The organism is Hoeflea sp. CAU 1731 (assembly GCF_039888615.1).
Lineage (GTDB): Bacteria > Pseudomonadota > Alphaproteobacteria > Rhizobiales > Rhizobiaceae > Flavimaribacter.
In genome coordinates this window covers 102,518-128,513 of the sequence record NZ_JBDQQS010000013.1, presented here as the reverse complement: position 1 = coordinate 128,513, position 25,996 = coordinate 102,518, and the positions used below count along the sequence as shown (strand labels likewise).

At 57.4% G+C, this 25,996-nt stretch carries 22 protein-coding genes and 2 pseudogenes; 7 read left to right on the top strand and 17 right to left on the bottom strand.

Features of this window, described 5'->3' with window-relative positions:
* Positions 1-9 precede the first annotated feature (9 nt).
* The 6 genes from iaaH to AAFN47_RS20145 all read right to left on the bottom strand — a co-directional run bounded on the left by iaaH (position 10) and on the right by AAFN47_RS20145 (position 6,271).
* The gene (gene iaaH, locus AAFN47_RS20170; protein ID WP_499811053.1) at positions 10-1,413 is read right to left on the bottom strand and encodes an indoleacetamide hydrolase; all 1,404 of its coding nucleotides are present in this window, start codon (positions 1,411-1,413) and stop codon (positions 10-12) included.
* Positions 1,414-1,518: 105 nt separating this feature from the next.
* Complete coding sequence (locus AAFN47_RS20165) at positions 1,519-2,289, bottom strand: helix-turn-helix transcriptional regulator (protein WP_499811052.1); 771 nt, start codon at positions 2,287-2,289, stop codon at positions 1,519-1,521.
* A 167-nt stretch (positions 2,290-2,456) separates the two neighbouring features.
* Positions 2,457-2,963: a hypothetical protein gene (locus AAFN47_RS20160; protein ID WP_499811051.1), complete on the bottom strand. Its 507-nt coding sequence runs from the start codon at positions 2,961-2,963 to the stop codon at positions 2,457-2,459.
* A 207-nt stretch (positions 2,964-3,170) separates the two neighbouring features.
* The gene (locus AAFN47_RS20155) at positions 3,171-4,640 is read right to left on the bottom strand and encodes a S10 family peptidase (RefSeq protein WP_499811050.1); all 1,470 of its coding nucleotides are present in this window, start codon (positions 4,638-4,640) and stop codon (positions 3,171-3,173) included.
* Between the two features lie 126 nt (positions 4,641-4,766).
* Complete coding sequence (locus AAFN47_RS20150) at positions 4,767-5,183, bottom strand: response regulator (protein WP_499811049.1); 417 nt, start codon at positions 5,181-5,183, stop codon at positions 4,767-4,769.
* A 71-nt stretch (positions 5,184-5,254) separates the two neighbouring features.
* Complete coding sequence (locus AAFN47_RS20145) at positions 5,255-6,271, bottom strand: LLM class flavin-dependent oxidoreductase (RefSeq protein WP_499811048.1); 1,017 nt, start codon at positions 6,269-6,271, stop codon at positions 5,255-5,257.
* A 102-nt stretch (positions 6,272-6,373) separates the two neighbouring features.
* On the opposite strand from AAFN47_RS20145, the gene AAFN47_RS20140 reads away from it, so the two are divergent.
* The 3 genes from AAFN47_RS20140 to AAFN47_RS20130 all read left to right on the top strand — a co-directional run bounded on the left by AAFN47_RS20140 (position 6,374) and on the right by AAFN47_RS20130 (position 8,983).
* Positions 6,374-6,778, top strand: a complete 405-nt coding sequence (locus tag AAFN47_RS20140) for a DUF1697 domain-containing protein (RefSeq protein WP_499811047.1) — start codon at positions 6,374-6,376, stop codon at positions 6,776-6,778.
* Between the two features lie 187 nt (positions 6,779-6,965).
* A complete protein-coding gene (gene yghX / locus AAFN47_RS20135) occupies positions 6,966-7,856 on the top strand; it encodes a YghX family hydrolase (RefSeq protein ID WP_499811046.1) in 891 nt (296 codons plus the stop codon).
* Between the two features lie 23 nt (positions 7,857-7,879).
* On the top strand, positions 7,880-8,983 hold the full coding sequence (locus AAFN47_RS20130) for a hypothetical protein (protein ID WP_499811045.1): 1,104 nt from the start codon (positions 7,880-7,882) through the stop codon (positions 8,981-8,983).
* Here the strand turns inward: AAFN47_RS20130 and AAFN47_RS20125 are convergent.
* From AAFN47_RS20125 to AAFN47_RS20105, 5 genes are all read right to left on the bottom strand, one after another.
* The gene (locus AAFN47_RS20125) at positions 8,977-9,708 is read right to left on the bottom strand and encodes an alpha/beta hydrolase (RefSeq protein ID WP_499811044.1); all 732 of its coding nucleotides are present in this window, start codon (positions 9,706-9,708) and stop codon (positions 8,977-8,979) included. The two genes, AAFN47_RS20130 and AAFN47_RS20125, sit on opposite strands and share 7 nt — an antisense overlap.
* Before the next feature lie 20 nt (positions 9,709-9,728).
* Positions 9,729-10,022, bottom strand: coding sequence for a hypothetical protein (locus tag AAFN47_RS20120; protein WP_499811043.1), 294 nt, complete (start codon positions 10,020-10,022; stop codon positions 9,729-9,731).
* Between the two features lie 311 nt (positions 10,023-10,333).
* A complete protein-coding gene (locus AAFN47_RS20115) occupies positions 10,334-11,995 on the bottom strand; it encodes a L,D-transpeptidase family protein (RefSeq protein WP_499811042.1) in 1,662 nt (553 codons plus the stop codon).
* A 221-nt stretch (positions 11,996-12,216) separates the two neighbouring features.
* The gene (locus tag AAFN47_RS20110; RefSeq protein WP_499811041.1) at positions 12,217-13,932 is read right to left on the bottom strand and encodes an NAD(P)/FAD-dependent oxidoreductase; all 1,716 of its coding nucleotides are present in this window, start codon (positions 13,930-13,932) and stop codon (positions 12,217-12,219) included.
* Positions 13,933-13,975: 43 nt separating this feature from the next.
* Positions 13,976-14,209 (bottom strand): hypothetical protein, encoded by a 234-nt coding sequence (locus tag AAFN47_RS20105; RefSeq protein ID WP_499811040.1) that lies wholly within the window; start codon positions 14,207-14,209, stop codon positions 13,976-13,978.
* A gap of 251 nt (positions 14,210-14,460) precedes the next feature.
* Here AAFN47_RS20105 and AAFN47_RS20100 point away from each other — a divergent pair, with 251 nt between their 5' ends.
* Positions 14,461-15,948, top strand: a complete 1,488-nt coding sequence (locus tag AAFN47_RS20100; RefSeq protein WP_499811039.1) for a class I adenylate-forming enzyme family protein — start codon at positions 14,461-14,463, stop codon at positions 15,946-15,948.
* A 116-nt stretch (positions 15,949-16,064) separates the two neighbouring features.
* Here the strand turns inward: AAFN47_RS20100 and AAFN47_RS20095 are convergent.
* Positions 16,065-16,656, bottom strand: a pseudogene (locus AAFN47_RS20095) (TetR/AcrR family transcriptional regulator).
* 180 nt (positions 16,657-16,836) lie between these two features.
* Here AAFN47_RS20095 and AAFN47_RS20090 point away from each other — a divergent pair.
* The 3 genes and pseudogenes from AAFN47_RS20090 to AAFN47_RS20080 form a co-directional block, all read left to right on the top strand.
* Positions 16,837-17,516: pseudogene (locus tag AAFN47_RS20090) on the top strand (enoyl-CoA hydratase-related protein); the annotation flags it as partial.
* Between the two features lie 227 nt (positions 17,517-17,743).
* The gene (locus AAFN47_RS20085; RefSeq protein WP_499811038.1) at positions 17,744-19,060 is read left to right on the top strand and encodes a cation:proton antiporter; all 1,317 of its coding nucleotides are present in this window, start codon (positions 17,744-17,746) and stop codon (positions 19,058-19,060) included.
* Between the two features lie 85 nt (positions 19,061-19,145).
* Positions 19,146-20,525, top strand: coding sequence for an aspartate aminotransferase family protein (locus tag AAFN47_RS20080; protein WP_499811037.1), 1,380 nt, complete (start codon positions 19,146-19,148; stop codon positions 20,523-20,525).
* 3 nt (positions 20,526-20,528) lie between these two features.
* On the opposite strand, the gene AAFN47_RS20075 is transcribed toward AAFN47_RS20080, so the two are convergent.
* The 5 genes from AAFN47_RS20075 to AAFN47_RS20055 all read right to left on the bottom strand — a co-directional run bounded on the left by AAFN47_RS20075 (position 20,529) and on the right by AAFN47_RS20055 (position 25,915).
* Complete coding sequence (locus AAFN47_RS20075; RefSeq protein WP_499811036.1) at positions 20,529-21,011, bottom strand: Lrp/AsnC family transcriptional regulator; 483 nt, start codon at positions 21,009-21,011, stop codon at positions 20,529-20,531.
* Positions 21,005-22,009, bottom strand: coding sequence for a cyclodeaminase (locus AAFN47_RS20070; RefSeq protein ID WP_499811035.1), 1,005 nt, complete (start codon positions 22,007-22,009; stop codon positions 21,005-21,007). The genes AAFN47_RS20075 and AAFN47_RS20070 overlap by 7 nt, the downstream gene beginning before the upstream one ends.
* Positions 22,010-22,097: 88 nt before the next feature.
* On the bottom strand, positions 22,098-23,309 hold the full coding sequence (locus AAFN47_RS20065; protein WP_499811034.1) for a glycosyltransferase family protein: 1,212 nt from the start codon (positions 23,307-23,309) through the stop codon (positions 22,098-22,100).
* A gap of 3 nt (positions 23,310-23,312) precedes the next feature.
* Positions 23,313-24,110, bottom strand: coding sequence for an HAD-IIB family hydrolase (locus AAFN47_RS20060; protein WP_499811033.1), 798 nt, complete (start codon positions 24,108-24,110; stop codon positions 23,313-23,315).
* On the bottom strand, positions 24,110-25,915 hold the full coding sequence (locus AAFN47_RS20055) for a sugar phosphorylase (protein WP_499811032.1): 1,806 nt from the start codon (positions 25,913-25,915) through the stop codon (positions 24,110-24,112). Before AAFN47_RS20055 ends, AAFN47_RS20060 begins: the two co-directional genes overlap by 1 nt.
* Positions 25,916-25,996 lie beyond the last annotated feature (81 nt).

Below are 25,996 nucleotides of genomic sequence, written 5' to 3'. Positions count from 1 at the left end.
CAGTTCTTGTCATAATTTCGGTTTGGATGAAAATGCCGCGATGTCTTCGAGCATCTCTGCGACGTCGAGCAGGTGGCTGTCGGAGTTTTCCGGTCCGTCCAATTCCATGCCGATTGGCAAGCCGGTGGAAGAAAGAGCGACAGGAATGCTGATACCGGGAATGGCCGCATTGCTTCCCGGGTCGGTATTGCGAATGAAAGTTGCGAAAGTCGGAACGCGCGCGCCGTTCAGTTCCACGGTTTCGTCATCACCGATCGGACGCGCCGTCAAAGGAGTCGTCGGAAACAACACTGCATCCAGCCGGTGTTCGGCAAAATGATCGGCATAGAGTTTCCGCAGTTTCGGGCGCGCGACATCAACGGCGTTGCGATATGCGCCTTCCGGTATTGCGCCATCGCCGAGCAGCGACGCGATCAATCCCTTTACGTCGGGGCTGCCAGCTCCAGCGCAGATCTGCTCCATGGTGAGATCCAGACCGTTTTCTTTCAGATAGGCCGGCAGATCCTGCATGAATTCGTACAGCACCACCGGGAAGCTGACGGCTTCGTCTGTTTCCATAAGTTCAGGGATCTCGGCTTCGATGAGTGTGACGCCGGCGTCCCTTAGCGCCTTCAGAAAGGCCTCCGCAGCCGAGGCGACGTCCGTTTCGAGATCCTGGTAAAATGTGATCCTGGGTACGCCGATTCGCAAATCTGAGAGCCGGAGATTTGCAGGTTTGCTGTTATCTCCGCTCATCACCACATCAAGCAGACGCGCATCGGCGACGGATTTTGTAATTGGGCCGACCGTGTCGCGGGTATGGGAAATCGGTACAACGCCGTCGCTGCTGTAGCGGCCGACCGTGGGTCGGAATCCGACCACGCCGCACAACGCCGCTGGTTGGCGCACCGAAGCGCCGGTGTCGGTTCCTATGCCGGCCGGCATAAGATCGGCGGCGACGGCCGCCGCAACGCCGCCGCTGGATCCGCCCGGGATCATCCGCTGATCATACGGATTGCGGGCAGCCCCTGTCACAGCGTTGTTGCTCGTGACGCCAAACGCCAACTCATGCATGTTGCCCTTCGCGCCGAGCAGAGCTCCGGCGTCGAAGAGCTGCGCCACAGCCGACGCATCTGACCTGGCGACATGATCTTTCAGAGCGCCCGAGCCAGCGCAAGTAGTCAGTTTCGCTGTATTGATATTGTCCTTGATAACAAGCGGAACGCCATGAAGCGGCGCCTCCGACCGACCGCTGTCGTCGGCCTGGTCGGCGTCGTCGCGCAAACGGCGCCAGTCAACCGCGGTAAACGCGCCGAGATCGGAATGGCGTTCGCAGCGTTCGATGAGCGCATCAACGAGCGCCCGGCTCGACAGCGCGCCTGAGCGCATCGCGTGGACAGCCTCCTGGACACCAAGTTCGGTTGGATTCTTCATGGCGCGTCTCCCGGAACATGATCCGTAATGAATAGCGATCAAACAGGGAGTATCCGGCAGTCGCGATAGTGTTCCTATCCCCAATATTGAGGATATTCAGGCCAGCTATTGCAGGGTGATGCGGTGTATGAGCTGGGTTCGGCTGCCAACGCAGAACTTGCGGTAGATGTTCTTCACATGCGTGCGCACGGTCGACACAGAGATAAAGCAAAGATCTGCGATCTGCTGATCCGTCCTGCCTGAAGCGAGCGCAGCGGCGATCTGCTTTTCACGATCCGTCAGGCCACATGCTCGCGACGCGCGCTCGATCGCGTTCAGCATGATCTCGCGCGACGGTCCGTCCCGGTCCGCCTGTCGGGCAAGAGCGAGACGCATGGCGTTGGTGAAGGCCGGTCCGATCAGGTCAAGGATCTCGATGTCGCGGGTCTGAAAGTCCTCCCGCCCGAACCCGCGCCATATTCGGAGATCGCCGATATTCGTGTCGCCGCTATAGGCATAGTAGTTGATGCCAAAACACAGACCGTCTCTCTTCAGGAAATCGTTGAAGAATTCGCTGCGCTCGAAGGCGCGGCGAGACATTACCTCGTTGACGCTCGTCGTGCGCCGACGCCGCTGCAGGCGCGGGGTGATCGGGTCATGGAACTGATAATAGTCTTCGTAAGATGTCAGATTGTCGTCCGACATATTCAAGGCGATGCGATTTCCGAAGATCGAGGAGTTTTCGTCCCAGACATAGGAGGCGAGATACTGGGCCTTGAGCAGATCCATGATCAGCGGACCAACCTGTCGGCGCAATTCCGTGGGATCATGGTCGTTGGCCAATTCGCCCATGATTTTAAAAACAATGCCGGACTCTCTGGCGCTTAGACTCACCATGCTCTGTTTCCGGTAAACGGGAATTCAGGCAATAGTGTCTCAAAAGAGATGGCTCCGCAAGCGGACGCAGAACCACGGATTGTCGGAATTGGCTGTTTCGGTGAAATTCTGACCGGCCGACCGCGGCCAGCCGGAACAACAAACCAAGAAGTCAATCACACTTGCATTTACTGCTTCTTGAGCTGCCGGTAATGGGCCAGGTAGGCGTCGACATAGACATCAACCTGCTCATTTTTGATCGGATGCGCCGCAAGTTCACGCGAGGTGTAGTTGGCCTTCACGCTGTTGACCAGACTGTCCGTGGCGCGCGTATCGATCTGGACGATGTGCATATCCGTGTCGGGAGATGGAAAGTGGGAGTTAACTATGTCGCGGGGCATTTCCTCAAATACGACAACGAGTGATTTGCCTTCTGCAATCGGCGGAATTCTTACACCTCGCACAAGATCTTTCTGGGTGATGACAGTCATGCCTGCATCACGAAGCGTCTTGACATAAGTTTTAACGGCCTCCGGTTGGTGAGGGTGTTCGAAATAGCTGACGGCGATATTGCGGCCACCTTCAACATTGAATGATGTAATGTTCCATTCACAGTGTGATTTATATGCATAAGCAGAAGTCACGCTTACTGCAGCAGCAAAAGTAATAGCAGTAATTTTGATCGTCTTACTCATTTCAAGTCCCCTTCTGATCACAGATTATACATTCACGTTCGGAAGAAGAATAGAAATACATTTTCTAATAAACAATACAAATTACCATATATCTATCTAAAGTATTATGAATAACATTAATACGTTTCTATTTGAATTTACTATATAGATATAATACATCTAATCCAGTGATATAGTTTGAATAAAATCTATTTTCCTTTTTACGCATCAAGTGCCCTGAAGTTCATAGAATATACGAATGTCCAGTTTCAGCGCGCGGCGCGACTCCGGATTGGTGTAGAACATGTGACCGCCGCGATAGACGCGCAGGTCAGTGCGGCCGACGGCGAGGGCGGGAGGCAGGTGATCAAGCACGAAACGGCTGACGCCGTAGGGCGTCAACGTATCGCTGTATCCGTGAACAATCATAAGGCGAAAAGACGGAATCACCGAAAGAAGATCGCGGATATCGTCGCTCGCGCTAGCCGTCAAGCGGCTGCCTCTCCAGTCCCAGCGCCGGTTGATCTCGCTGTTGAGCAGAACATAGGTGAGACGGCATTCGTAGCCGAGCTCCCGATTGGCGTAGGTGGCTAAGGCCGACCCGTAGGCCCGTGTATAGCCGTCGAGGACGGGATCGTCATTGCGAACATAGCCCCGCTCCGGATAGGCGTCGGGGGCGGCGAGCGCGGAATCGTAACGGCTTACGATCTCGTTTCTTCCCGCTGTGTTCTTCGCCAGGAATCCCCCAACGAAACCGCGTCCAGCTTCCACGTTGTCCTGAGGAATGCCGGTTATATCCGAAACGTGCGTGTAGAATACCGTCGCTTCGTCACCCATCGGGGGCGGTCCAGCCAGAGAAACGAGATAGTCGTTCATGGCGAAGCGTTCGACGTCAACCAGTTTTTCGGGTGTGAATTGATCGTCACGCTCCAGCCGAGCGGCGGCGATGGAGGGCAGCAGCAGCGCGGCCGCAAGCGGATCTTCTTCCGTGCTCGTCAGGAATCGACCTTCGATCATCGGCGACACCATGACGATCCCGGAGACAAGCATGCCTTGCCGGTCCTTCAGGACCTTGGTCACCTTGGCGGCGCGAAAGCCGCCATAGCTCTCGCCGAGCAGGTATTTGGGCGATTCCAGGCGACCATTTTCCTGGACATAGAGCGCAATCACCTTTGCGAGGCTGTCGGCGTCCTGACGCACGCCATAGAACCGGTCCGCCGCATCGCCGCCGGACGCCCGGCTCCAGCCGGTTCCGACGGGATCGATCAGCACGAGGTCGGTAAAGGGCAACCAGCTGTCCGGATTGTCCGACAGGGAAGGCGTTGTCCCGTTCCGGGCGTTGCGATCGAACTCGAGGATACGCGGACCGACGAGGCCAATATGCAGATAGGCCGAGGCGGCGCCGGGCCCGCCATTGAAGACGAATGTGATCGGCCGGTCGCTGGACTGGCCCTCGGCGACATAGGCCGTGTAGAAGACCTTTGCGGAGAGGGCGCCATCCTGTCCGAACAGGTCGAACGTACCGGCGGTCGCTTCGTATCCGATATCACCTGACGGCGTGGAGAGGATGTGTTGCGTTTTGGAATCGGCCGGAATCAGAGCCAGGACGCCATCGGCTGATGACGCCTCCTGCGACAAAGAGGGCGCTGCAATGACAATGAAAGACAGGACGGCGACTTTGGCTAGGTACCTGAGCATGGCGACGCTCCGCGTGAAGATAACTTGAGGTCTTAGCTAGCGCATCAAACCCGTTCTTTGAGAGGTCGGCGTAAGCACTTTCCCGTGAAATGGCGTGTGCGAGGTCGAGGGGCGCCTGACACGCCTTCAGAACCCGGCGGATGATTGGCCCGACCACGCGCCGAGCGAGTCCACAAGTCTGTTTGCCAGATCCGCATAATTGACAGGTTTGCTGAAGACTTGAACATCAGACCCCAAACATTGCCTGATATCGTCCCGGCCACGACCCGTCACAAAGACATAAGGCTGACCGGATCTGTTGAGCTGAAGGGCTATATCGGCACTGCTTTCATTGCCCAAATCAAAATCCAACAAAGCGCAATCAATTGTAGCATTTTCCAGCAATTTGAATGCGCTGTCTTGATCATGGGCGACGATACACCTGTAGCCTTCGCTCTCGATCCTGTCGGCGGCGTCTAACGCAACCAATGGATTGTCTTCCACAAGCAATATCGACCAGGATTTCACAATCTTTTCCATGCAACAAGAACTGACGATTTCCATAAAAGTTGCATCAAAATCAGTTTGCTATGTTCATGGTAAACCAAATATTGAAATCGACACCACGTAAATCATCACAACATCGGCAGAACGCGATCTCCAAGAAGTTCAAGCGTTCGCAGAACCAGTTTCTGATCCATTCCGAGCCACTGGATCCTCGTGATGAAACGGGTGCAACCGGTCGCGTCGGCCAGATCCGCAAATTGTTCCGCGCATTCCTCCGGCGAGCCGATCACCACCCGGCCCGCCAGCAGTTCGTCGAAATCGAGCTGCTGCTTGCCGGCGCCGACCACATCGGTGAAAAGTCCCCACTGTCCGAAAACGCGGTAACTGGCCTCCAGGAACGGGCCTGCTTCGCGGATCGCGGTTTCCTTGTCCGGAGCGACCACGACGTTGCGCAACAATGGAAAATCGCCCGGCATGTCTTTCCCAAGGTCGGACAGCGAATTGCGGAACACGGCCGCCTGTTCGACGATTACGTCTTTCGTCAGATGCGATGAGGCCACCCAGCTGTCGCCGAGCGACGTGTCTGCAAGCCTCGCTGCTCTGGCGACGGCCTTTTCCACGCTCCCGCCGAACCAGAAGGGCGGGCGCGGTTTTCGCACCGGCTTTAATGCAAGCGTCAGGTCTTCGACCGAAAAGTGCCGGCCGAAGAAGGTCACGCCGTCCTCCGTGAAGAGGCGCTTGATCAGGTCCACGGATTCCACGAAGCGGCTGATCCGAGCCTTGTGTTCCAGCTTCATGATCCGGAACTCGTCCTCCTGCCATCCCGGCGACACGCCGAGGATCGCCCGACCTCCACAGGCGGCGTCCACAAGCGCAAGCTGGGCCGCGACATGGAGCGGATGATACAGCGGAAGGACCAGCATGCATGTCGACAGCGACATGCCTTCGGCTTCAGGGGCAAGTCGCATCAGGGTTTCGAACGCCGGAAACCAGACTTCATTTCCATAGTTTAGGTGACTGCCGATCGACACCCCGTCGAAACCGAGCTGCCGAGCCAGGCGCACCTGCTCAACATGATCCTGCAGCCGATCTGGCATTGATTCGCCCAGTCGATGCTCGGGATTGATGAAAAGGCTCATCTTCATGGCGCGGGATCCCGTTTTGTATTGCTGCTCCGTCACCGCCGGCGCATGGGCGTTCCTGAAACATTGACGAAAGTAACCAATCAATAGAGGAGATCAGCTAACATGGCCACATGGGTCGCCTTGCGCAGCAGCGTGAATGTCGGCGGCAACAACAAGCTGGCCATGAAGGACCAGCGCGCATCAGTCGCCACTATCGGCTACGAGAATGTTCGAACCTATATCCAGAGCGACAACTGCGTTTTCGAAACCCCAGAGGCGGATACCGACGCGATGGCCTGGGCAATTGCGACAACCGTGGGAATATCTGCCGGGTTTGAGCCGTCCGTCTATGTCTATCGCGATACCGAAATAGCCGACATTTCGAGAGCAAATCCCTTTCAGGACAGCGACTCGAAAGGAGCGCCTATCTTTTTTCTCGCAAGGAAAGCAGCCGACGCCGATCTGGACGCAATCGAAGCGCTTGCCGCGACGAATGAAAAATTTCACCTGACCGATCGCGCCTTCTAACTTCAGGCTCCTGACGGCATCGGGCGGTCGAAGCTTGTTGCAAAACTCGTAAAGCGCCTCGGTGTCGCGATGACGGCCCGCAACGTCAATACGTTAGGCGAGATCGCGAAGTTGTGTGGGGAAACCGCGCCGAATTGACGTTACACTTCTGGCGATCGGACAACCAATGCAAAGAGGAGACGCGGCCATGGAACGTTTGACGGCAAAGGATTTTGACCAGGAACTGCTCGAACTCTACGACTTCTACGCGCACGGCAAGATCACCAAACGCGAATTTCTCGACCGCTCGGCCAAATGGGCGGTGGGAGGCGTGACGGCAATTGCGCTGCTCGACATGCTGAGCCCGAACTATGCGCTCGCCGAACAGGTTTCTTTCAACGATCCCGATATCGTTCCGCAATACATTATCTACGATTCACCTGACGGAAACGGCTCCGTGCGCGGCTATTTCGTGGCGCCCGCCAATGCGCAGGCCCCCTTGCCGGCTGTGCTGGTCGTCCACGAAAACCGGGGCCTGAACCCCTATATCGAGGATGTCGCGCGACGGCTGGCAAAACAGGGGTTTCTGGCCATGGCTCCGGACGGGTTGACATCTGTTGGCGGGTATCCCGGCAATGACGCAGAGGGGCGCGAGCTACAGCGCACGGTCGATCCGGAAAAGCTGATGAATGATTTCTTTGCCGGTTTCGAATATCTGCTGAAATCGGAAGACTCCACAGGCAAGGTTGGAGCAATTGGATTTTGCTATGGCGGCGGCGTCTGCAATGCGCTTGCCGTCGCCTATCCGGAGCTTGCCGCCTCTGTTCCCTTCTATGGCCGGCAACCAGCCGCGTCGGACGTGCAGCGGATAGAGGCTGCGATGCTGATGCAATACGCAGGTCTCGACGAACGCATCAATTCCGGATGGCCTACCTATGAACAAGCGCTGATCGAAAACGAAAAGACATTCGAGGCCTATATCTATCCGGACGTGAACCACGGATTCCACAATGACTCTACGCCGCGCTATGATGAAGCGGCGGCGGAACTCGCCTGGTCGCGAACCATCGACTGGTTCAACCAATATCTTTCGGGATGAGGTCCAGACGCGGTATTGAAACAATGACGCGACAAAAAACCTGGCTGACAAGGTTGCTGAGTATCATCGCGGTTTTACTGTTGTGCTTGCCCTCACCGGCGGGGGCGTCGCCGAAAAGCGAGATCCTTTTCATATTCAACCACGGCTCATCCGTTCACTACGGCGCGGACTGTTATATTCCGCTCCTGCATCCGAGGCCTCAATGGCTGAACGACATCGACAATCGGTACATCGATGGCTTGAAGGTGCGGGTCGTCACGCCTTGCACAGGGTTTGAGCGCGGCGCCAATCCGGATGAAAATGGCTGTAACCAGGTTTGGGTTTGCAACCGGGCCAAGTTCATTGTCTGGATGATCGAACGATATCTGGCGCAAGGATATCCGCCCGAACACATCTTCGTTGGCGGTCATTCCGCGGGCGGCTGGGCGTCTCTTCTCATAAAACGCTGGAAACCGGAACTCTTTAACGGCGTCATCGTCACGGCGCCCGCCTTCAACGGCAAACGTCGCAGCAGGATGTGCAAGTGCGTCGATTGCACAGGCGAGCCGAAAAACAAGTGGAACAGCTTCCACAGATACTGGCATGAAAACCAGCTCGGCCTCATGGGACCCGGCCGTCCGGATCTCAGAGCCCTCGTCTTCACCTTTCTGTGCGATCCCTATGCGCGACCGGCGGAACTGACTTTTGACGGTAATCCACATGTCAAGACAGAGGTTTATCCGACAGGTCTTGGCAGTTCCCTGTCCTGTGCAAATACGCCTGACAGCAAACGGTATCGACTGCTCGAAAAGGACAGACACGTCTCCGTGGAGCGGTGCGACGAGCCTAAAGCAAATAATCCAGAGGAAGGTTTGGCTTGCGGATCCGGGAAGGATGACGAATCACATCCGAGCTATGCGACCATTCTCAATTGTCCAGACGGCATGCGAGAAATATGCGACCGCAACCAGCATACCCGCACGCACAGGAGCGACGATTTTCGCAAATACATCGCCTCCAACAGACTGGTTATCGATTTCTTGGAAAAGCGATTGAAAGACTGGCGGCCGCCGGCCCCTTCCAGTCACGGACGAACGCCGTGCAGTTTTATCGATTTTCCAAAGGAATGCCCGTCTTACCGCTACTGACAGAGCGTGGAGGCGATATTCTCCAGCAAATCCGCAGTCGCCTGCGGTTCGGTGACCATCGCATCGTGTCCCGTTGCGATTTCTCTCACCGGCCAGCCGAAGTCCTGCGCCCTTTGAAGAGCAACATTCGCCGGGCCGTAGATCGGACTGGCGCAGTGGACATAAGCGGCGGGTAGCCCGTTGCCAACTCTCGGGGCCCTCAAGTCCAGCGAGGTGGTGAATGTCGCGAAGGGGTGAGGAGTTAGCCTGCTTTCAAGGAAAATCCGGTCTTCGGGCCGCGTCACCCCGAAGCTTTCCGCCGGCGCCGGCGGCAGGCTGACGCCGCCGCTCGTCTCTTCAGCAAGCACCGCGCGATCCGCAGCCAGATCCGGCGGCAACAGGCTGAACCACGTCTCTCCGGAGTTGAGCATGATGCCGTCGAGATAGATCAGGCTGGCCAGACGATCGGCGATCCGATCGGCGGCGCCGGTCACCGGAGCGCCGCCGAAACTGTGGCCAACAAGCACGACGTCGCGCAGGTCCTCGCATTCAATATGCCGAACGACATCAGTGACGAATGTCTCAAGCGTAATATCTGCGGAAAGGAGATGCGACCGCTCGCCCAATCCTGTCAGGGTTGGCGCCGTAACGCGGTGGCCTCGCGCGCGAAGAATGTCGACGACGCGGGACCAGCACCAACCGCCATGCCAAACGCCATGCACGAGAACGAAAGTTTTTGAAGTCATGAACAAGAAGGCCTTCCGTTTCACTGTTGTGTTTGGACACTAAATGAAGCGCGTACAAAGTCACAAATTGGTATCAACTTACCATTCTGCCACACTTCCCACATGACCAAGTCAGGATCCGAAATGCGCCTTCTTTCCTGCAGATGCGGTAAAGTCACTTTTAAATAGCAAGGCAAATCGATCAGCAGTGTTGCTTGTTGCTGCAACAGCTGTCGCAAAGCTTCGCGCGCATTCGAGGCCATGCCAGGGTCAAACCCGATCTGGAAGCAGATGGCGGTGTCCGCTACGACTTGCGAAGAAAGGATCGTTTCCAACGCGTGAGCGGCGAATCGGAGCCGCGTGACACCCGCCTGAAACCGCAGTCCCGACCGCGCCGCGTTTTCACGTGCGGTTGCAACACCCCGTCTTACTCAAGTTCACTAGGGCGATGGGATTATACGCGCCGGCGATTGATCTTGGCAAGGAGCGCTGAAGCCGCGCCCTGATCAGACATCCCCTCTGAGGACAAAGGCCAACAATGGCTGACGGTCGTTTACGATCCGGGTCGATCCGAAATCGAAAGGGAAAAGACGTGGACGCCATAACGCGTCCACACCTTACAAAGTTTATCGGAACAAGCCTGGCTCTAATTGGTTGCAGCCGTCAGCGCCTCGTCGAGGATCTCGTCGCGACCATAGACGTCACGGCGATAATACACAGAACCATCCTTGTTGACCCAGGCGGTCAGATAGGCGACATGAACCGGGATCCGCTCCTGCAGTCGAACGACAGTCCGCTTGCCGGAACTGACGATCTGATCAATCTCGGCGCGCGTCATACCCTGATCCTGCAAAATCACCTCCGCCAGATCGAAAGGATCCTGCACCCGGATGCAGCCATGGCTGAAATACCGCTGAGCCTTGTCAAACTTGGATTTCGACGGCGTGTCGTGCAGATAGATATTGAACTGGTTGGGGAACATGAATTTGACCCGCCCAAGCGCATTGCCTGCGCCCGGTTCCTGACGGAGCTTGACCGGAAATTTCGCCCGGGAATAGGAGTTCCAGGGCACGCCGCCCGGATCCACCACCGTTTCGTTGCGCAGGACATTGATGTTCTGCGCCCTGAGCGCGTAGGGGTTGGACTTCAATTTTGGCAGATATTCTTTCGTGGCGATGGAATAGGGCACGTTCCAGTAGGGATTGAACTCCAGATATTCCATCTGGTCGCTGAATACCGGCGTCCTGTGGTAGGAGGCGCCCACCTGCGTCAATGCCGCATGTATGGTCTTCTCATCCTTGACGAACTTCACAGTCTGATCCGCCAGGTTGACGAAGACATAGGGATTGCCGAAATTTGCCTGCATCCAGCGTCGGCGCTCCAGATTGAGTTCGACCAACCGGATGCGTTCCTCAACCGTAGTGTTGAGTTCCGTCAATGTGTTCGGCCCGATCGCGCCGTCCTGTTCCAGGCCCATGCGACGCTGGAATTCCATGACCGCATCGACAAGCGCTCCGTCATATGTGTCGCCGGAATGGACGCCTTCCTCGAGCTCGCCCTCCTGGATCATCCGCTCCCGCAGGACCGCTACGCGCGGATCGCTCATCTGCGGCTTCAGGGTCTCACCGTCCGGAACCTGCACCCATCCGCCCTTGGCCTTCGTCACGATCAGCGACTGCAGATGTTTCCGCAGCCTGTCGTAACGGGCTGTATTGGGTGAAAAGTCGCGCAGTTCAGCAAGCACGTCATCGGACTGCGCGAGACGTTCAAGAATCTTGTCCGCAGAAATTTCCTCGGGAAACAGCACGAGTTCGCGATTGACCTGATTGGGCTCGACGCGTCCGCTATGCAGATGCTGACCATAGAGAGCCACCGCATAGGACAGCGATACCTCGAAATCGGCCAGGCTCTCTTCGTCTCCGCTGTTGAGTTTCGTCAGCATCGTGTCCGCGCCGTATTCGGCGGGATTGAGCCCGTCCTCGTAGGCTGTGAGAAGAGCGAAAACGACTTCGCGGGCCTCCTTGGTGGGCTGACCGTCAGCCAGCCAGAGCGGCGCGTAGTCGCGTTGCTCGTACCACAACGCCAGCCGGGATGAACGTTTCTCGTCGGAAGCAAGGCGGTTTTCCGAATTGTTGAGGCGGCTCTGCATGGCGTAATACCAAGAAGAGAGATCGCCGCCTTCCACATTGGGCTCCATCGCCGAGACATCGTCTTCCTCAATGATGGTTTCGATTGTCTGCGACCAAGCCGGCAATGGCGCTGCGGCGAGAATCGCCGCCATAAATCCAAGAACAATGAATCGATTCACAGGTGTCTCCCGATAAAAGAGGGCTATGGGCGCGCCAATGTTATGCGCAGCCCAGTCCTTGCTCGACACCTGAACCGGAAAAGCGGCCCTGATGTCCTTCAGGCGCCTTTTATCACGGAAGCCGGTATAAAATCTATTTACGCTTTCGTCATAGCGCTATCCGGCTGAGCACAACGAACGCATTCATTTTAGCCAGACAAAGCGATCCGCCGCCGTCCGCCTCACACAGCAAGCGCCTCGCGTTCCGTCTGCAGTTCGATTTCCCGCGGCTTGAGCCAGCTGCGGAGTTCCGTATACAGATGCCGGAAGGGCCGGGGCTTGGTTCGCGGCTTGAACATGCCCGAACTTTCCCACTTCGAAGGATCGAGCGTCAGTTTCTGAACGTTCATCCATTCGACGTCCTTCAGGCGATCGAGGTGTTCAGGATGCACATCCTCGACAGCAATCAGGAACAGGGCCTGAATCAGTTCTTCTTGCAGTTCCATGTTCGAACGGTAGAGGGTGCCCAGCGCTTCGAGGTTTTCCTGTTCCTTCAGGTTGGACCTTCGATGTTCGGCCAGCCATTCAATGTTTAGATAATCGACAAAATCAAAGGTCAGGCGGCCGCCATTTGTCTGCCGATGCTGCAGCCATTCATCAAGGAGACGGCGCATGAAAACGGCGATGACAAACAATGGAAGGATGCCGCGCGGCTGCATCGCCTGCTGCTTTTCCTCATCGGTGAATGCGCGATTGAAAAGCAGGGGACACAGATGTCCCCAAGCCGCGGAGTAGTCCCACAAGCCACGCGCGAAGGAGACGGTTTCGTCACCCAGATATTTGTAGCCGTGCTGGATGGAGCGAGTCAGTTCATCATTCAGCTCGATCAGATAGTCGCTGTAGTACTGAATTCGATCCGCATCGTGCTTGCCCTCGAAGTCCCGTCGGACCATGTCCACGGTCATCGAGTTCGCGATCGCGATCAGATCCGTGCCTGGAGAATAGAACGGATCGGCGAATACCGCCGCCTCTCCGACGCAAGCCCAACGGTCTTCGGAAAAGACCTTGCTGCTGGAATAGCTGTATTCCTTCATGAACTTGAAATCGAGCATCTCCTGCCCGTCAAGATAGGCGCCAAACTCCGGTTCGAAGCCTTTCAGCCATTCAATCGCTCTTTCCCGCGTGTTGTATGTGTCGAAGGGGTGAATGTCATCGCGCGCCACGATTCCGATGCTCGTCACATCACTGCTGAGCGGAATGATCCAGACCCAATATCCGGCGCCGCAAAGATGATTGGTTGAAAAGTACCGTCTGGCTTCCGGCACCCGGTCGTGCCATTCGCTATTATTCTGCGGGACCAGGTCATCAACATGCACACGGCCCGGAACCCGGAACCAGGCGCTGGAGCACGCCTTGCCCTCATGAGGTAGTTTCAGTTTGAGCTGGCGTTGAAGCAACTGCCGGCGTCCGGTCGCGTCCACGACCCAGCGGGCGGTCAGAGCGCCGTCCGCGCCAGCCCCTTCAGTAGTGTCTGTAAAGGTGATTCTGTGCACGCCGCCATCGTCGGAAAGTTCGACTTTACGCACCTGACAGCCTTCCAGAAAGACCGTGCCGTCAGCGCGGGCCATATCCCGCATGTCGCGCTCGAGAATGCCTCGATCAATCTGATAGGTCGGAAACTCGGCAAAATTCGAAAGCCCGAACTCCGGACGCGACGCCATCGATCTATTGTTCGGGGATCCATTGTTCGGATAGAAGAAACGAAGTCCGAGCTTCTTCAACTGAGTCTTGTCCAGATAGTCCTGAAGCTGCAGAAATCCGGCCAGATAGTGCGACCCGAATTCAACCGTCGATTCTCCTACTTTCCAGATCGCGTCGGGAATCGGCGGCGTCAGCGGATCGAGAAGAGCGATCGAGCGTTCGGGTTGTTCCAGCCTGAGCTGACGGGCAAAAGCCAATCCGGCCAATCCCGCTCCGCAAACAACAACATCGAAATGAGAATTATTGTAATCCGAGTTCTTCACCTTGCACCTGTCTCCTGGGCACTCGTCCTGTCTTCGCGTTAGGGTTCACAGCGTTGTTACCGACAATACGTTTGAATGCAAGTTTCTCGAAGATTTGTACGCAGTCTTCGAAATTGGACTTGTGGATTTCTTGTAAAACCTCGCCAGAGATATTTAAGGCGATTTCATGCTTAGAAGCGATATTCTTGCCCGGTTCCGAAATGTGCTGCATCAGCTGTACCTGTATTGGTTTTTCTCGAGAACATTGGCGAAATGGAGCTGCGTTCGCGCATATTGAGAGGCAATTCGCCGTGTCTTCAGTCTTGACAATTGATCCAGAACTTCCTCCGACACCTTCCGCGATGACCTTTTCATTGGAAATGCGAATGCGAGTTATACGTTGACATTTCTTCTCCATCGAAGGAACAAACCCGTATACCGGCAATCCGGCGCGCCCGGGCCGAAGGAATCTGGAGCAGCAGAATGACTACAGCAATGAATCTGGCCGACGTATTTACCGGCGTGGCCAAGCGTTTTCCGGACCGCAAAGCAATCGTATCCGACGAGGTTGTGCTGTCGTTCAGCGACCTGGTCGCTCTTGCGTCCCAAGGCGCGCGTTACCTGAAGGACCGCGGAATAGGCGCCGGCGACCGGGTTGGCGTCGCGCTTCAGAGACCGGAAGAAACGGTTGCCGCCGCTCTCGCGCTCTGGATGATCGGCGCTTCCGCCATGCTGCTCGACTTCCGCGCCAAGCCTGGAGAGAAGAATTCGAGCGCGAAAAACTTCAATATCCGCGCCATAATCGAATTGCGTGGAACGCCCGCCGAACCAGAATATGAGTCCGTGTTGGCAAAACAGGGCTGGCGCAACGAGATCGCCGCCATGGACAGCGCCGAGTACGAGGCGGTGACCGCTCATCATCCGGCGATCATTGCGCTGACTTCGGGCACGACCGGTTCACCGCAGGGAATCGCCGTTGGCCACAACACGTTTCTGAACCGGTACCTTGCGCACCGCACGAGTTCGCTTGGCTACAGCGGCGGCGTTTTCGTTTGCTCCCTGCCGCTTGGCTACACTGCTCCGCAGATCCATACGCTCTTTCATCTGATGGACGGCGGAACCGTGCATTTCCTGCCGATCCTGTCTTCCGCTGGAGAAGTCGCGGAAGCCTTTGTCGAACTGAAGGCGCGCGCCGCGTTCATCGTGCCGCCGCAGCTAGCGGGCATGCTTGAAATATCGGCCGGCAGGGACACTCCCATGTTCCCGGACTTGCGAGCTTTGACGGTTGCGGGCGCAGCCGTGCCGCCGGAACACAGTGTTCGCGCCCACAAGGAACTGACGCCGGGCTACCGCGTCGATTATGGTTCGAGCATCTGCTGCCCCATGATTTCGGAACTGTCCGGAGAGGACGTGTTGAAGAATCCGAACTCCGTCGGCAAGCCGCATGTGCTGACGCATATCCGGATCGCCGGCGCTGATGGCGAATCCCTGCCGGCGGGCGAAAACGGGTTGATCATGATCCGCTCCCCCTGCATCGCCGACGAGATCATCGGAGAGGAGCGCGAAAACTCCGACCGCATCGCTGACGGATGGGCCATACCCGGTGATCTCGGCTACATAGATGAGGACGGTTTCCTGGTTCTGACGGGACGCGCGTCGGATTTGATTATCCGCAACGGCGTCAATGTTTTCCCGCGCGAGATCGAACACACGCTACTTCGGCATCCGGAGGTGAAGGAAGCCGCCGTCATCGGCTATCCCTCCGAAGCCTCTGGCGAAGAGGTCGCCGCCTTTGTAGTGGCCTCAAACGACGTGCTGACGGTGGAAAAACTCGGCGTATTTGCGCGCGCAAATATCAGCGCCGACAAGTGCCCGCGGGAATTCAGGCTGATCGACGAACTGCCGCGCAACAACAACGGCAAGGTCGAGAAGAAAAAACTGGTCGCGATGTTCACCGGCGAACCGGTCTGACCGACCACGCGCTTCCCGGCGACCACCGGATCGATGGGCGTCGCAAGCGCGCCAACGGCAATCTTGATGGCGATCGGCGAAACATTTCACGCCTTCAAGGTCTCTTTTGCCGGCTATCACCCACCGGCCGGAACCGCGTGCATGGATTTTTCGATCAGCGCCGCAGCCGCCTCTCCCGCCTGTTCGATGTAGTCGGGATCATGATGAATAAGCATGACGGAAAAGGCCCCGTCCATGAGTAGCGTCACCTGCCGCGCAAGGGATTCGGCGTTGTCGATTCCGGCCGCGCGAAACTCCTCCGCCAGCCATGCTTCGACGTTTTTTTGTGAAGCGCCGCAGCCTTGACCGCCGGAGACCCGGCGTGTTCGCGAATTCCCCGGCCGTCCGCAGATAGCCGCAGCCGCGCCATTTTCGGTGTTGCGAGGCGTCCTTCATGCCTGAGAAAACAGCTCTTACGCCGCTTGCAAGATCGGTGTCCCTCTTTTGGAACCAACTCCTCATGGCAGCCAGATTCGGTCCGTCGCGCGCCGTCAGATAGGCCTCGATCAGCTCGTCCTTGCTGGAGAAGTGATAATACACGGTACGCTTGGTCACACCTGCCTTCTCGGCGATCCTGTCGAGATTGCTGGCTCGAACGCCATGCGTATAGAAGAGCGCGCTGGCCGCCTTCACAATCGTTTCCCGGGTTCTCGCGCTGTCTCTCGGCATCATGTTTGTATACTCACCAGTGAGTTTACTTACAAGCGTCGCGCCCGTAGCCTCTCGGGAAATTGAGAGGATCGGACACCGACCATGGAACACCCTGTAACGATGGAGCGAATCGGGCCAATCGCCCTTTTGCGGTTAAACAGGCCTGAGAAACTGAATGCCCTGAGCTATACGCTCAACGACTGCCTGTGCAGTCGGCTCGATGATATCGAAGGCGCCAGCGACTTGCGCGCGGTGATTTTAACTGGCGCCGGCGATCGGGCCTTTTCGGCTGGGCGGACATCGCGGAGTTCCGCGAAAGCCTCCGCCAAGGCGCCGAAATCGCCACCCGGGACTTCGTCCGGCGCGGACAGGCCATGACGGCGCGAATCGAGGGATTTTCGAAGCCGGTGATTGCTGCCGTCAACGGCATCGCCTTTGGCGGCGGCTGCGAGATAACCGAAGCAGCGCATCTGGCGATCGCGGCCGAAAACGCGCTGTTCGCCAAGCCGGAAGTCAGGATCGGAATTGCGCCGACATTCGGCGGAACGCAGCGTCTGCCGCGCCTCGCCGGACGCAAGCAAGCGCTGGAATTGCTGTTGACGGGAGAGCCATTCTCCCCGGAGCAGGCACTCATGATCGGCTTGATCAACCGGATCGTTCCCGACCACAACCTGATCGACGCTGCCATGGAACTGGCTTTTGCGATTGTCGCACATGAGCCGCTGACCATCTCATCGATCCTGAGAGCAGTGTCGGGCGGCCTGGAAACAACAACCGCCGATGGGCTTGCGATAGAGATGGACCAGTTCGCAGTGCTTGCCCGCAGCGAGAACACGGCGGAGAAACTCGATGCCTGGCTGGAACGCCGTAGCGGATAAGAGCGACGACGGTTCGTTTGCGCAATTCCTCGAGTTCCAAGGACTGTTTCCGTTCGTATGAGCCAGCGGCAAAATTTTCGATACCGTTCGTGCCTCAGCCCGACAAATGGCGTCCAGACGGATAAGATCATCCGAGAACCATGCTGTCACCAAAAGGAGGCCTATTGATTTGCCGACGCTTGAAGATATCGTATGCAGGCCCTTGATAAGCCGGGTTCCGTTGCGCCATGCCTGAAAGCGAGATCGTCGGATTTTTAATTGTCAGCCTGTTCGCTCTCGGGCTTTCGGTCGTTGCCAACGGGTTGACGAAGACCGTTTTAACGGCGCCGATGTTGTGTATCGGCTTCGGCCTGGCCATGGCTTCGACCGGCGTCATGTCGGGAGAAGGCGCGCGCGAAGCTCTGCATCTGGTGGCCGAAATCGCCCTGATCGTGCTGCTTTTCCTGGACGCGGCTCAGACCAACCTGTCCGCTTTGCGCCAGCGACATGTCTGGCCGGTCCGAATGCTGGTCGTCGGGCTTCCGCTTTGCATTCTTTTCGGCGCACTGGCGGCCCTGCTGTTCCTCCCCGGTTGGCCGGTATTCGCCGTGGCGCTGGTCGCCGCGATCCTCACCCCGACGGACGCCGCCCTGGGACTATCCGTCGTGACCAATCCGGACATTCCGGAGCGCCCCCGAAGGGCCCTGACAGTCGAAAGCGGTCTGAATGACGGCATAGCCCTGCCCGCAGTGCTGCTTTTCGCTAGCCTCGCCGCGGAAGCGACCGAACGCGCCGACGTCAACTGGATCGCCTTCATAACACGTCAGCTGACGCTCGGACCACTCACCGGCATTGTCATAGGTTGCGCCGGCGGTTTCCTCCTCCTGTGGGCGAAAAGACAGCGTCTCGCCACCGATCCCTATGAAGGCATTGGCACGCTGTCACTGGCCATGACATCCTATTTCGCCGCATCACTCATTGGTGGAAATGGTTTCATCGCTGCGTTTATCGCCGGCCTCTGCTTTGGCAATATAGTCAAGAGCGCAAGCGCCTTCATCTACGAATTCACCGAAAGCGAGGGTCAATTGCTGAGCTGGGCGGCGTTTTTCCTCCTCGGACTCGCGCTCTTGCCAGCCGCGCTTGCCCATCTTGACCTCGCGACGGTAGCGATTGTGCTGGTCAGTTTGTTCGTCGTGCGGCCGGTTTCGATATGGATATCGCTGATTGGAACAGATGCGTCTCCCGAAACACGCCTGTTTTTCGGCTGGTTTGGTCCGCGCGGCCTCGCTACAGCGCTGTTTGCGCTGCTCGTGGTGCCGCAAATCGACGCTGGATACGCCGAACCTGTTCTCTACATCGCAATCAACGCCGTGTGGATCAGCGCGCTTCTGCACGGTTTGACGGCGGCGCCGCTCGGCCGGCTCTACGCCCGGAGGATAAAGGCCCGAAACCTTGCTGCGGAATCCGAACCGGTCATTCATTCGGCCAAACCGCTCCGCAAATCGGGCGCCCACCGACGGAACCGTAAGAACAGCGAAACTGTCGCTGCCAGAAGGAAATTCTGAAAAAGCAGGAAGATTTGGCGACATCGCCGGATGGATTCAATGCACAATCGGCGCAAAATGGAATCCGGAAAGACAGGACTGACACATGTTGCGAAACGACCAGCTCGCCGAATGGGACCGCGAAACCTTTTTTCATCCCTCCACGCATCTGGCGCAATTCGCCCGCGGCGAACTGCCCGACCGTATCGTCAAAACCGGCGACGGCGTCTACATCACCGACCGTGAAGGCAACCGGCTGCTGGATGCATTCGCCGGGCTCTATTGCGTGAATGTCGGCTATGGTCGATCGGAAATCGCTGACGCAATTGCGGAACAGGCGAGAGAGCTTGCCTATTATCACGCCTATGTGGGCCACGGGACGGAAGCCTCGATCACCCTGGCGAAGATGGTTATCGATCGCGCGCCGGAAGGAATGTCGAAAGTCTATTTCGGCCTTTCCGGTTCGGACGCCAACGAAACCAATGTCAAGCTTGTCTGGTATTACAACAACGTGCTCGGCCGTTCGGAGAAAAAGAAAATCATTTCGCGCTGGCGGGGTTACCATGGCTCGGGCCTGATGACCGGTTCGCTGACCGGCCTCGAACTCTTCCACAACCAGTTCGACCTGCCTTTGTCACAGGTCATCCACACCGATGCGCCTTACTACTTTCACCGCAATGATCGCAGCCAGTCGGAGGCGGACTTCGTCGCGCAATGCGCCGCAAGCCTCGAAGCGCTGATCGAAAAGGAAGGCGCTGACACCATCGCCGCGTTTATCGGCGAACCCGTTCTCGGGACCGGCGGAATCGTGCCGCCGCCAGCGGGCTACTGGGACGCGATCCAGGCGGTGTTGCGCAAACATGACATTCTCCTGATCGCAGACGAGGTTGTAACCGGCTTCGGGCGGCTTGGCAGCATGTTTGGATCGGACCATTACGGCATACGCCCGGACATCATAACCATCGCCAAGGGCCTGACCTCCGCCTATGCGCCGCTTTCGGGCAGTATCGTCTCGGAAAAGGTCTGGAAGGTTCTCGAGGACGGGACCGACAAGCTTGGGCCCATCGGCCATGGCTGGACCTATTCGGCCCATCCGATCGGCGCGGCGGCGGGCGTCGCCAACCTGAAACTGATAGACGACCTGGACCTGGTGACGAACGCTCGTGACACGGGCGCCTATTTCAAACAGGCGCTGAAGGACGCGCTCGACGATATCGAGATCGTTGGCGACATTCGGGGCGAAGGGTTGATGGCCGCCGTGGAATTCGTGCAGGATCGTGAAACCGGCGCCCGTTTCGAGGCGTCTCGCAAGGTCGGTCCTGCGATCGCAACCGCCCTGTTGGACCGGTCGAAGGTTATCGGCCGCGCGATGCCTCAGGGAGATATACTCGGTTTTGCGCCACCAATGTGCCTGACAACACAAGAAGCCGACGCCATCGTGGAAGCCACGCGCGACGCGGTTCAAACGGTCGCTGCAGGGCTCTGAGCGCTAACGGGGATCAGCGATCAGGGAGAGCGGAAAGTCCGGTCCCTCCTTGATCGCCTTCGTCATGATGTAGCTGTAGTAGCGCTTGAGGCCGATGTCCGAAGACAGCATCTCATCGACCATCCGCTGGTAGGCTTCGACATCCTTGGCGACGATTCTGAGAAGATAGTCGATGCCGCCGCCGACAGCCCAACAACCGGTCACGAAATCATTGTCGAGAATCGCCTGCTCGAAGCGCCGGAAATCCTCGCTGCGGTGGTTCTCTATCTCAGCCGCCATGAAAATGACCGATGCCGGACCAAGCGCCTTCAATGACAGCCGCGCGCCGTATCCCGAAATCACGCCGGCTTTCTCAAGACGCTTGAGACGTTCCCAGCACGGCGTGGTAGTGAGATTGACCCGATCAGCGAGCGCGGCCTTGGTGATTCGACCTTCCTTTTGCAACACGGCGAGTATTTTGAGGTCTATGGAATCGAGTCTCAGCATCGCGTCTGGTCCTGCCTGATCACGGAGCCGAGATCGGTGGCGCGCGCGCGTGCTAGCGCGATCGTCGCAATCGCCGTATCCTGAGCGCCCGTGCCGGTAAGATCGCAAATGGTGATGGCGTCGGCCGAAACCCGGCCCGGCCGCGAACCATCTATGATCTGCCCGAGTTCCGGCGGCGTAACATCCATCATCAGGCCGGCGGCGCGAGCGGCGCGCAATTCGCCGAGCTTTGCGCATTGGCTGAGCCTGTCGCAGACATAAAGGTCGGCTGCGGCCAGCGCTTCCGGCTGAACTTCGTTCTTGCCGGCCTGATCGGATCCCATAGCGGTGACATGCAGGCCGGGGTGCAGCCATTCCGCGGCAAGAATCGGCTCGCGCGCCGGAGTTGTCGTGATGACCAGCTGGCTTTCGGCGACGGCTTCCGCCGGATTGTCCTCCGCGATCGCCTCAATTCCAAGCGCTTTCCGGATATCTTCGGCGCAACGTTCCGCCTTTTCCCGGTCACGCCCCCAGACAAGCACGCGTTCAAAGGCGCGCTCCAGATGAGCCGCCTCGATTTGCAAACGGGCCTGGACTCCTGTGCCGAAGACCGCGGCTGTCGTGACGGTTTCCGGAGCGAGATGACGCGACGCCACGGCGCCAGCCGCAGCCGTGCGGAGATCGGTCAGATAACCATTGTCGAGAAGCACCGCGTCGACGAGACCGGTCTTGGCGTTGAGCAGCACCATCATGCCGTTGAGGCTCGGCAATCCGAGCGACGGATTGTCGAAGAATCCGGGACTTATCTTGACGGCGAAATCCTCTAAGCCCGGAATATAAGCTGTCTTTATATCCACCTCGCCGTGCGCCTGGGGAAGGTCCATCGACAGGACCGGCGGCATGACGACAGTCCCGGAGGCCAGCTTCGCAAATGCGTGCTCGACGATATCACTCGCATCGCGGTCCAGAACCATGCACTTTTTCAGTTCCCGTTCGGTCAGAACAAGGATCTCGCACATCGTTACGCCTCCGTTACGACAAGCTGGCGCCCCCAAGCACGAGAGCCCGACGCCAGGTATTGGCTTGCCACCCGGGATGACAGGCGGCTTAACTGTTGTCCGCCCTGACCGCTTCTTCGAGCTTGCGCACAAGATCCGGGTTGGCCGCCTGGACGCGGCTCCAGTTTGGAATGAAAGGAGTTTCCATCGGGTTTTCAAGGAATGTGTGGCCGGCCTCGACAATGTTGCCCGCGAACAGTTCCACGGCTGCCTCCTCGATATGCCGGTCGACATAAAGTCCATTGATCACCGCATCGTTGTAATACATCTCGATCAGGTCGAGCGCGGTTCGGTAATAGGTCGCCTTGAGGGTGCGGAACGTCTCCTGGCTGAAGATCATACCGTCGGTCGCCAGCTTGCGAAACAGCGCCTTGCAGATATCGGTCGACATGCGCGACAACCCGCGATGCGGATCATCCTGCGATAGCGGCTGATGCTTGTGATCATAGGCGTCGGAAATATCGACCTGGCACACGAGTCGCTTGCTCAGATTGCGCCAGACCTCCGACAGAACGCCGATTTCCAGCCCCCAGTCTGAGGGGATCCGGATATCCGGCAGGATCGCCGTGCGCATGGCGAACTCCCCTGCGAGCGGATAGCGAAAACCCTGAAGGTAATCGACATATTCGTGATGCCCGCTTACCCGCTGCAGCGCCAACAGAAGCGGCGTGACAAGCAGGCGGGATACGCGCCCGTTCAGCTTGCCGTCAGCTATGCGCGGGTAAAAACCCTTGCAGAATTGATAGGGAAAGGCGGGATTGGCGACCGGATAAACAAGTCGCGCCAGCATCTCGCGGCTGTAGGTGACGATATCACAGTCGTGCAGCGCAACGACGTCCGAGTTGCGGCTGGCGAGCGTATAGCCGATGCAATACCAGACATTGCGGCCCTTGCCAGGTTCAAGCGGCGCCAGATCGGCGTCCGAAAGTTCCTTGTCGATCGCCTGCAAACGCGGCCCGTCATGCCACAGGATATCGTGGCGCTGGGGTAGCCGGGAAAAGTACTCCCGGGCGTAGGCGAACTGGTCCTTGTCGGCCCGGTCCAGTCCGATGACGACGTGGTTGATATATTGCGCGCCCGACAACTCATCGACAATGTTGGACAGCGCAGGGCCTTCGAGTTCAGAAAACAGCGAAGGCAGGATAAGCGTTATCTTGCGTGTTCCCGTAAAGAGCTTGAGTTGTCGCTCCAGTTCCTCGACTGGCGTCCGCGTAAGATTATGCAGCGTCGCCACGCTTCCGTTCTGGTGGAAGTCACCCATGCTTCACGTCCCGTTCTTCTCAATTTCATCGATACACGACAGAACACTGTCGTTCCAGCCTTTCGGTCCCGGAAATCTGGCGCGTTTGACCCGACCATTCATTTCGCCGGCTAATTCAGGGATTCCGCTGTGCCCCGGATTAGGAATTATGACGCCGCAATCCGCCGTCTCCAACATCGCAATGTCATTTGGCGCATCGCCCAGAGCCAAACAGAACGGACGGGATCCTTTCTCACTTTCAAATTGCAAGCTTATTTCGCCAAGCCGATCCGCCTTGTTACCGCCAAAGGAAAGCGTATGGAAACGGCCACCTTTCTGAATGATGATTCCCGATTGCAAAAGCCTGCTCCGAAACGCCTCCAATTGCGCTTCGGTTCCAGTCCATAGTCCCGGCTCGGAGAAGGATCGCTTGCGCGCGCGTTCTGCCGAACTCCGGTCGAGGCCGGTTGTGGCGGCAATCTCGGAGACGTCCCAGTCAGAAAACCCCGTGAAGCAGGATCGAAGCTCTGCGGGCAAGGCGTCGAGCGCAGCGACAAGCCTTTCATGGGTTGTCCCGGCGTCATCCGCCCCGCAATCCGGCGGCAGCACGCCCGCGCCGTTTTCCACAATGGCTGGACAATGCGCAAAACCCATTGCAGCCCGCAGCGGTGCAATCTCCGCAGCTGTCTTGCTGGAGGCAAGAACGAGCGGAATATATAGATTTTTCAACCGCGACAGGGCCGGCAGTGCGGCTTCAAAACTGTATGTTTCATGATCCAGCAACGTGCCGTCCAGATCACTGAAAACAATGACTGGACGCATCAGGCGGAACCGTTCGTGATCCAGCGGCATTGATAAGGCGCGAACTCGATTTCACCGGTGAAAGCGCGCACCGGCTCACCCGAAAGCAGGTCATTCCAGTCGGCTCCGCCAATCAGGTTCAGCGACATGGAGGGAATAGTTACGGTCTTGTCGGAAACATTATGAATTGCAAAAATGCTCTGCTCCCGGTCCGTGCTTTGACGCCAAAAGCCAAAAAGTTGCTCGCCCAGCTGTAGAGTGAACTGTGTGGCGTTTGGATGAAACGCCGGCTGGCGGATCCGGATGCCAATCATGCGTTTGATATGGTTGAAGGCGATTGCCTGACGGGAGGTTCCGTCAGCGAGTTTCTGCTGCAATTCCGGATAGTTCCAGCGATGTCGGTTGATGGCGCGATTGATTCCCGTTTTTTCGACGCCTGAAATATCATTCGGCGTGGCGAGAAGAGAATGGATGTAGAACGCGGGAATGCCTTCCAGAGCCATTGCAATCGCCTGGCTGCACAGGAAGCGCTCCAGATTGTAGTCGTCCTCGCCCTCGCAGGTTCCCTTCATGGCGTCATAGAGCGAGACATTCATCTCGTAGGGCCGGTCTTTTCCGTTCGGCATTCGCCGCATGCTGACCTTGCCTCCGAAGCCCGTCACCGCATCGATCATTTCCGCGATTTCTTCATCGCTCAGGAGGCCTTCGGCCGGCCGTAATCCGATTCCGTCATGTGAGGCTGTGAAGTTGAAATAGCAACAGCCGCGTTGCGCCGGCGGCATCGCCATCTGCCATGCATTGAGATGCGATGATTTGCCGGTCAGAAGCGCTTGCAGGATCAGGGGCGGCAGCGAAAAATTGTAAATCGCGTGGGCTTCGTTGCGATTGCCGAAATAGCTGAGATTCTCGATATTCGGCACGTTCGTCTCGGTGATCAGCACCACCGCTTCATCGCTGTAATCGGCAAGCAAGCGCATCAACCGGACGATTTCATGCGTCTGGCGCAGGTGAATGCAAGACGTGCCGATTTCCTTCCAGATGAAAGCGACGGCGTCGAGCCGAATCGTGCGCACGCCCCTGTCGACGTGAAAACGCATGATACGCAGGAACTCGAGAAGAACTTCCGGATTCGAGAAGTCGAAATCGATCTGGTCGTGGCTGAAAGTGCACCACACATGCTTCGAACCATTCGCGGTTTCGACTTCGCGAAGCAGCGGATGGGCACGCGGGCGCACAACGTTGGCGAGGTCATCCGTTGGATCTGCCTCGAAGAAATAGCGGTCGTATGGCTCGTGAGCCTGTAGATATTCGCTGAACCAGACGCTTTGGCTGGAACAGTGATTGAGGACGAGGTCCGACATCAGTCGAAATTTGCCGGCAATGCGCTGGATATCCTCCCAGGCGCCGAGAGCGCTGTTGACCGTGTAGTAGTCGGTAACCGCAAAACCGTCATCGGAGGTGAAGGGAAAATAGGGAAGGATATGTACGCCCTTGATCGTTCCCTTCAGATAGCGATTCAAAAAATCGTAGAGCAGATCCAGAGGCTTGTGTTCGCCATCGACAAGGCTGTTGCCATAGGTGATGACGTACGTGTCCTTCTCGCTCCAGATTGTGTTGCCGGCCACTCGACCGCGCCGTCTTGGACGCGATTCACCGCTCCAATAGGCTGAAATGACCGCGTTCGTCAGTTCTCCAACATCATAATCCGGATAGATAGAGCTCAGCATCTGGCGCAGGCTTTCGTTGAGACGGGCCGAAACGCTGCCGCTGCCGTTCCCTTCGATTTTTGGGTTCGCCCGCCCTTCCTTGCCTGCTGCGACCGTCAACGAATTCCAGACCTTCCAACTTGCTGATTTTCTATTGGTAGCACCCTTTGTGCGCTGCCGCAAAACTCTTTGCATCCTGTT